The organism is Flavobacterium sp. (assembly GCF_013822155.1).
Classification (GTDB): Bacteria; Bacteroidota; Bacteroidia; order Flavobacteriales; family Flavobacteriaceae; genus Flavobacterium.
In genome coordinates this window covers 1-1080 of record NZ_PNJW01000206.1, presented here as the reverse complement: position 1 = coordinate 1080, position 1080 = coordinate 1, and the positions used below count along the sequence as shown (strand labels likewise).

The following is a 1080-nucleotide window of genomic DNA, read 5'->3' as shown; positions in this document are numbered from 1 at the left end:
TTACGTAAAAAGATGGCATGGGCACCAAAAGATCTTGCATTGTCTACATGAAACCGGATTTCTGGATCATGTGCAGTAATCTCTCCGGAAGTCAGAAAAAGAGCATCGTCATTGATATCAAACCCATATTCTGCAATGGCTTGATTAAAAGACGAATTAAATATTGTTGTTTGTCCCATTGTTTTGCTCCATACTACAAAATTAAAAATTAAAAGTGCTTCATAGAAATTGCCTGAAATACTTATCAATATTTAATTAACATTCTGAATGAAATATTATTTTAAATATAAATAACTGTTCCGCAAATATAGGATTATTAATCCTTTTAATCAATTTAATTTTAGGGATTTTAAATCCCTTTAACATATTCAAAAAATGTTATGATTTTGCTTTTAAAGCATTAATATCACGCTTTAATTCCAAAAACATTTCTTTAATATCATTCGGACCAGAAATTTCAGGCCTACTATCGCTTCGGCCTATATGCGCTACATATTCCCAGATTTCTAAAATATCAGACAGCTTAATTTCGTACGGATTGTAAACTACATTATCTGGCTCTACAATAACTGAATCTTTATTTTTGCTACTTAAGCGTTTATAGGTAATTCCTTCCTCTACAGTAACAAGGATATAGGTTTTATCCATTTTTATTTCTCCAAGATTTTCAATATACTTCCCAACTATAAAGCTTTGGTCAGTATGCGGGGGCATTGAATCACCTCCAATAGGAAAAGCCCTCATCTTACCTGGGCCTAAAAACGGCAGTGAAATTTGTGGAAGATTTTCAATATACTCGGCATCAGCATAACCGGTTAAATATCCTGCCCTCGTTTTATGTGGCACAATTTCAATCAGGTTATTTCCATTGTTGTCAATTGTTATAGGCAAAACAATCCTGTTATCTTCCAGCTTTAAAAGATTGTCTACAACAATTTTTCGCAAATCAATACTTAAAAGAAGATCTATGCTGATATGATAAAATCGTGAGATAACCAATAATGCTTCAGCAGGAGGAGTGTTTTTACCATATTCATATTTCTTATATTGATCAAGTCCAAATTTCATTCCGTCAGCAGC

The 1080-nt window shown here is 32.7% G+C and carries 1 protein-coding gene; it reads right to left on the bottom strand.

Features of this window, described 5'->3' with window-relative positions; genetic code table 11:
* Positions 1-378 precede the first annotated feature (378 nt).
* Positions 379-1080: XRE family transcriptional regulator (locus C0512_RS15965; protein WP_290863365.1), on the bottom strand; the 702-nt coding region annotated here is incomplete at its 5' end.